This window comes from Burkholderia sp. LFS061 (assembly GCF_047978125.1).
GTDB lineage: Bacteria > Pseudomonadota > Gammaproteobacteria > Burkholderiales > Burkholderiaceae > Burkholderia > Burkholderia pyrrocinia_C.
This window is the reverse complement of the sequence record NZ_JBFPFS010000018.1, coordinates 121,912-127,911: the sequence shown is the minus strand read 5'-3', so window position 1 is coordinate 127,911 and position 6,000 is coordinate 121,912. Positions and strand designations below refer to the sequence as shown.

Sequence of the window (6,000 nt, the reverse complement as noted above, 5' to 3'; positions counted from 1 at the left end):
GCCCGAGAACTTCAAGAACCACGGCAATTATGTGATTTCGCTGGGCAACGTCACGCGTTGGCTCGGCCAGCAGGCGGAAGCCTTGGGTGTCGAGATCTTCCCGGGCTTCCCCGCAGCCGAGATTCTCTATCACGACGACGGCTCGGCGAAGGGCGTCGCGACCGGCAACATGGGCGTGGGCAAGGACGGCGAGCCGACCGAGAACTTCCAGCTCGGCATGGAGCTGCACGCGAAGTACACGCTGTTCGCCGAAGGCTGCCGCGGCCATCTGGGCCGGCAGCTGATCTCGAAGTTCAAGCTCGACGCGAACGCGGATCCGCAGGCGTACGGGATCGGCATCAAGGAGCTGTGGGAAATCGATCCCGCGAAGCACAAGCCGGGCCTCGTGATCCACACGGCCGGCTGGCCGCTGAAGTCGGATACGTACGGCGGCTCGTTCCTGTATCACATGGACGACAATCAGGTCGTGGTCGGCTTCGTGGTGGGCCTCGGCTACACGAACCCGTACCTGTCGCCGTTCGAGGAATTCCAGCGCTACAAGACGCATCCGTCGATCCGCGCGTTCCTGGAAGGCGGCAAGCGCGTGTCGTACGGCGCGCGCGCGATCACCGCGGGCGGGCTGCTGTCGCTGCCGAAGACGGTGTTCCCGGGCGGCGCGCTGATCGGCGACGACGCGGGCTTCCTGAACGCATCGCGGATCAAGGGCAGCCACGCGGCGATCAAGACCGGCATGCTGGCGGCGGACGCCGCGTTCGACGCGGTGCAGGCCGGCCGCCAGAGCGACGAACTCAACGCGTACCCGGACGCCTTCAAGCAGTCGTGGCTGTACACGGAGCTGTACCGCGCGCGCAACTTCAAGCAGTGGATGGCCAAGGGGCTGTATCTCGGCACGCTGATGGTCGGGCTGGAGCAGAAGGTGATGGGCGGCAACGTGCCGTGGACGCTGCACCACCAGCACGCGGACCACGAGATGCTGAAGCCGGCGTCGCAGTGCGAGCCGATCGAGTATCCGAAGCCGGACGGCAAGCTGACGTTCGACCGGTTGTCGTCGGTGTTCATCTCGAACACGAACCACGACGAGAACCAGCCGGCGCACCTGACGCTGAAAGATGCGAACGTGCCGGTGAACGTGAACCTGCGCAATTACGCGGGGCCGGAGGCGCGCTTCTGCCCGGCGGCGGTGTACGAGTTCGTGAAGAACGACGACGGCAGCGATCGGCTGGTGATCAACGCGCAGAACTGCGTGCACTGCAAGACCTGCGACATCAAGGACCCGACGCAGAACATCGTGTGGGTCACGCCGGAAGGCGGCGGCGGGCCGAATTACCCGAACATGTAACGCATCAGCGCGCATGCTTGCGCGAACGAACCGGAGCAGACGATGAGCAATGCAGCGAAAGAAGTCGTGGTGGTGAGCGGTGTCCGTACCGCGATCGGTGATTTCGGCGGCAGCCTGAAGGATTTTTCGCCGACCGAGCTCGGTGCGAAGGTCGTGCGCGAAGTGCTGTCGCGCGCGAACGTGCCGGGCGATGCGGTCGGGCATGTCGTGTTCGGCCACGTCGTGAACACGGAGCCGAAGGACATGTATCTGTCGCGCGTCGCGGCGATCGACGGCGGTGTCGCACAGCACACGCCCGCGATGAACGTGAACCGCCTGTGCGGCTCGGGCCTGCAGGCGATCGTGTCGGCCGCGCAGACCATCATGCTCGGCGATGCCGACGTCGCGATCGGCGGCGGCTCGGAGAACATGAGCCGCGCGCCGTACACGGTGCCGGCCGCGCGCTTCGGCCAGCGCATGGGCGACGGCAAGCTCGTCGACATGATGCTCGGCGCGCTGCACGACCCGTTCCAGACGATCCACATGGGCGTGACGGCCGAGAACGTCGCACGCAAGTACGACATCTCGCGCGACGCGCAGGATGCGCTCGCGCTCGAATCGCATCGTCGCGCGGCACGCGCGATCGCGGAAGGGCGCTTCAAGGATCAGATCCTGCCGATCTCGATCCGCACGAAGAAGGGCGAGGTCGCGTTCGACACCGACGAGCACGTGCGTCACGACGCGAGCGCGGACGATTTCACGAAGCTGCGCCCGGTGTTCGCGAAGGAGAACGGCACCGTGACGGCCGGCAACGCATCGGGCATCAACGACGCGGCCGCGGCCGTGCTGATGATGAGCGCGGACGCCGCACGCGCGCAGGGCGTGAAGCCGCTCGCACGCCTCGTCGCGTATGCGCACGCGGGCGTCGATCCGGCGTATATGGGCATCGGCCCGGTGCCGGCCACGCAGAAGGCGCTCGAACGCGCGGGCTTGAAGATTACCGATCTCGACGTGATCGAGGCGAACGAGGCGTTCGCCGCGCAGGCCTGCGCGGTCACTCAGGAACTCGGCCTCGATCCCGCGAAGGTCAACCCGAACGGGTCGGGCATCTCGCTCGGTCACCCGATCGGAGCGACCGGTGCGTTGATCACGGTCAAGGCGCTGTACGAGCTGAAGCGCATCGGCGGGCGTTACGCGCTCGTGACGATGTGTATCGGCGGCGGCCAGGGGATTGCTGCGATCTTCGAGAACATCTGATAATCGGACACTCAGCACCCGAACACACAGGAAACTTCATGGCCATCGAAATCGTCGGCGTCGTGGGCGCCGGAACCATGGGCAACGGCATTGCGCAGACCGCCGCCGTTGCGGGATTCAACGTCGTGATGATCGACGTCAGCGACGCTGCGCTCGACAAGGGCATCGCGACGCTGAAGGGCAGCCTCGAGCGGCTCGTGTCGAAGGACAAGCTCGACGCGGCCGCACGCGATGCGGCGCTGGCGCGCATCACGACGTCGACCGACTACGCGAAGCTCGCGTCGGCCGACATCGTGATCGAAGCCGCGACCGAGAATGTCGAGCTGAAGGGCCGCATCCTGAAGCAGATCGAGGCCGTCGCGCGGCCCGACGCGATCGTCGCGACCAACACGTCGTCGATCTCGATCACCGCGCTCGCGGCGCCGCTCGCCGATCCGGCGCGCTTCGTCGGCATGCACTTCTTCAATCCGGTGCCGCTGATGCCGCTCGTCGAGATCATCCGCGGGCTGCAGACGAGCGACGCGACCGCGTCGGCCGTGCGCGAACTGACCGAGCGTTTCGACAAGTCGCCGATCGGCGTGCGCAATTCGCCGGGCTTCGTCGTGAACCGGATCCTCGTGCCGATGATCAACGAGGCGTTCTTCGTGCTGGCCGAAGGCATCGCGTCGGCCGAGGAGATCGACGCGGGGATGAAGCTCGGCGCGAACCACCCGATCGGGCCGCTCGCACTGGCCGACCTCGTCGGCCTCGACGTGTGCCTCGCGGTGATGGACGTGTTCGTGAAGGACTTCGGCGATCCGAAGTATCGTGCGTGCCCGCTGCTGCGCGAGATGGTGTCGGCAGGGCGGTTGGGGCGGAAGACGGGGCGCGGGGTGTACGACTACAGCAAGTAAGCGGCACACCATGCCACTTCGTCGCGCGGCCGCCTCAGGGCGGCCGCGTGCATTAAGCGGTGCGACTACGCGTCCAGCACCCCCAGATCCCGCGGCAACATCCGCTTGAACATCGCGAGGATCTGCCGCGCCGTCTTCGGCGGCAGCGTGATCGCATGGCGCACGGCCGCTGCGATCTGGATCGTCATCAGCTCGGCGAACGCGCGCCGCTGCGCGCGTGTCGTGTCGGGCGCCACGTCTCCCAATGCATCCGCTAACAGCGCGGCCAGAAACTCGCCGTCCGCCCGGTCGAGTTCCTGCAGCGCGCGGTCGGCCTGCGTCGCGCGCCAGATGTCGCGCATCAGCGGCTCGTCGACGAACATCCGGTAGTAGCTGTCCGTGATGCGGGCGAGCGTGCCGTGCAGGTCGTCGAGCGTCTTCATCGCGGCCAGGTCGCGCCGCACGCAGTCGTGCCCGACGGCGTTGTAGCGTTCCGCGAGCGTGCCGATCACGGCCGCCTTGTCCGGAAAGTACTGGTACAGCGAACCGAACGAGATGCCCGTGCGTTCGACGATGTCGCTCATCCGGAACGCGTCGCAGCCTTTCTCGATCATCACGTCCGACGCACACGCGAGGATGCGCTCGAACCGCTCGCGGCTGCGCTGCTGCGTCGGCACGAGCCGCGCGCGCGCCGGCGCGTCCGCTGCCGCCGCTTCGGGCGCGTCGTTCTGCCCCGTTTTTTGTCGGCTCATGCCGCCTCCGGAAAAACTTGACGTTGCAAATGCGAGAGTCTATCGTGTTTTTAAAACGCGAGACATTCTCGCATTTAAGAGGGAAAAGGAGACGCACATGTCGGCACTTCCCATCCTCATCGTCGGCGGCTCGGGCAAGACGGGCGCCCGCGTCGATGCACGGCTGCGCACACGCGGCATCGCTACCCGGTCCGTGTCGCGCACGTCGGCCGTCCGCTTCGACTGGACCGAGCCCGTGACGTGGCCAGCCGCACTCGACGGCATGTCGGCCGCGTACGTGACCTACCAGCCGGACCTGGCCGTCGAAGGCGCGGTGGAAGCGATTGCCGCATTCGCACGGCTCGCGCGTGAAAGCGGCGTCGAGCGCGTGGTGCTGCTGTCCGGGCGCGGCGAGCCCCGCGCGCAGGCCGCCGAGGCCGCGCTGCAGGAGTCGGGGGTGGGCTGGGGCGTGGTGCGCGCGAGCTGGTTCAACCAGAACTTCTCCGAGGGCTACCTGCTCGACGGCGTGCTTGCCGGCGAGGTCGCGCTGCCGGCCGGTGCGGTGCGCGAGCCGTTCGTCGATGCGGACGACATCGCGGACGTGGCCGTGGTCGCGCTTACCGATGCCCGGTTCGCGGATCGCGTGATCGAGGTCACGGGCCCGCGCGCGCTGACGTTCGCCGAAGCCGTCGGCGAAATCGCGCGGGCCGCCGGCCAGCCGATCGCGTATCGCGAGATCCCGCCCGATGCGTTCGTCGCGGGGCTGCGCGAGGTCGGCGTGCCGGAGCCGGTCGTCGAGTTGCTCGACGAATTGTTCGGCACGGTGCTCGACGGGCGCAACAGCGCGGTGGCGCACGGCATCGACGACACGCTCGGGCGGCCGGCGCGCGATTTCGCCGACTATGCGCGTACGACGGCCACAACCGGCGTGTGGAGCGCGTGACCATGATCGCGTTCGTGACTTCCGCATTGCTGTGGGGTTCGGCCATCGGCTGCGGGCTGATGGCCGGCGTGTACTTCGCGTTCTCGACGTTCGTGATGACGTCGCTCGGACGGATCGCGCCGCAGGCCGGCGCGGCCGCGATGAATGCGATCAACGTCGACATCGTGCGTTCGCCGTTCATGCCGCTGTTCCTCGGCACGACGCTGATGGCGCTCGCGCTGGTCGTGCTCGCGCTGTTCGATCGCGATCAACCGGGCGCGATGGCGGCGCTCGCGGGCGGCGTGCTCTACGTGGCCGGCATGTTCGCGGTGACGATGGCCGTCAACGTGCCGCTCAACGATGCGCTCGCCGCGGCCGATCCGGCGACCGCGCAAGGCGCGGCGCTGTGGACGCGCTACGTGCACGACTGGACGATGTGGAATCACGTGCGCACGGTGGCGTCGGCGGCCGCGTGTGTGTTTTTTATCGCGGGGATTGCGGCACGTTAGCGCTGCCGTCGAGCCGAACACGCGCTACGCATGAAACGCCGACGGCGACGTGTCGAAATGCCGCTTGAACATTGCGAAAACGCGCTCTGGCTGCTGTAACCGTGATCCATCGCGACGGTCGGCACCCACTCGCCATGTGCGAGGCGCTTGAGCGCGAGCCGCCGCCGCGCCTGCTCGCGCCAGCGGCGGAAGCCGAGCCTCGTCTCGCGCCGGAACGCGCGATTGCGGTTCGAACGGCCGCTCCCTGATGTCGCGCAAGCCGTGCCGGAAGCGAAAACACCGGCGGCCTGCATGGCCGATGAAGGACGCCGGGAATCGGGGTCCGCGATACAGCGATTTCGTTTTCTTCATCCCGGCGTCCTGGACTCGCCAATGTGACAAGTGCCATGGA

At 67.3% G+C, this 6,000-nt stretch carries 6 protein-coding genes and 1 pseudogene; 5 read left to right on the top strand and 2 right to left on the bottom strand.

Annotation, left to right across the window (positions count from 1 at the left end; translation table 11 throughout):
• The 3 genes from ACNQQL_RS18190 to ACNQQL_RS18180 form a co-directional block, all read left to right on the top strand.
• Positions 1-1,339: electron transfer flavoprotein-ubiquinone oxidoreductase (locus ACNQQL_RS18190; RefSeq protein ID WP_347064972.1), on the top strand; the 1,339-nt coding region annotated here is incomplete at its 5' end.
• A 42-nt stretch (positions 1,340-1,381) separates the two neighbouring features.
• On the top strand, positions 1,382-2,575 hold the full coding sequence (gene bktB / locus ACNQQL_RS18185; protein WP_072437717.1) for a beta-ketothiolase BktB: 1,194 nt from the start codon (positions 1,382-1,384) through the stop codon (positions 2,573-2,575).
• Between the two features lie 38 nt (positions 2,576-2,613).
• On the top strand, positions 2,614-3,468 hold the full coding sequence (locus tag ACNQQL_RS18180; protein ID WP_347064971.1) for a 3-hydroxybutyryl-CoA dehydrogenase: 855 nt from the start codon (positions 2,614-2,616) through the stop codon (positions 3,466-3,468).
• A 65-nt stretch (positions 3,469-3,533) separates the two neighbouring features.
• On the opposite strand, the gene ACNQQL_RS18175 is transcribed toward ACNQQL_RS18180, so the two are convergent.
• Positions 3,534-4,199, bottom strand: a complete 666-nt coding sequence (locus tag ACNQQL_RS18175; protein ID WP_347064970.1) for a TetR/AcrR family transcriptional regulator — start codon at positions 4,197-4,199, stop codon at positions 3,534-3,536.
• A gap of 97 nt (positions 4,200-4,296) precedes the next feature.
• Here ACNQQL_RS18175 and ACNQQL_RS18170 point away from each other — a divergent pair, with 97 nt between their 5' ends.
• Both ACNQQL_RS18170 and ACNQQL_RS18165 read left to right on the top strand, forming a co-directional pair.
• The gene (locus ACNQQL_RS18170; protein ID WP_347064969.1) at positions 4,297-5,121 is read left to right on the top strand and encodes an NmrA family transcriptional regulator; all 825 of its coding nucleotides are present in this window, start codon (positions 4,297-4,299) and stop codon (positions 5,119-5,121) included.
• Between the two features lie 2 nt (positions 5,122-5,123).
• Positions 5,124-5,609 (top strand): DUF1772 domain-containing protein, encoded by a 486-nt coding sequence (locus ACNQQL_RS18165; RefSeq protein WP_347064968.1) that lies wholly within the window; start codon positions 5,124-5,126, stop codon positions 5,607-5,609.
• Positions 5,610-5,633: 24 nt separating this feature from the next.
• Here ACNQQL_RS18165 and ACNQQL_RS18160 read toward each other — a convergent pair.
• Positions 5,634-5,833 (bottom strand): annotated as a pseudogene (locus ACNQQL_RS18160) (helix-turn-helix domain-containing protein); the annotation flags it as partial.
• Positions 5,834-6,000 lie beyond the last annotated feature (167 nt).

Excerpts from the sequence above, each read along its gene's own strand:
- ACNQQL_RS18180 (WP_347064971.1), top strand. The coding sequence starts at position 2,614 with ATGGCCATCGAAATCGTCGGCGTCGTGGGCGCCGGAACCATGGGCAAC.
- ACNQQL_RS18170 (WP_347064969.1), top strand. The coding sequence starts at position 4,297 with ATGTCGGCACTTCCCATCCTCATCGTCGGCGGCTCGGGCAAGACGGGC.
- ACNQQL_RS18165 (WP_347064968.1), top strand. The coding sequence starts at position 5,124 with ATGATCGCGTTCGTGACTTCCGCATTGCTGTGGGGTTCGGCCATCGGC.
- ACNQQL_RS18175 (WP_347064970.1), bottom strand. The coding sequence starts at position 4,199 with ATGAGCCGACAAAAAACGGGGCAGAACGACGCGCCCGAAGCGGCGGCA.
- bktB (WP_072437717.1), top strand. The coding sequence starts at position 1,382 with ATGAGCAATGCAGCGAAAGAAGTCGTGGTGGTGAGCGGTGTCCGTACC.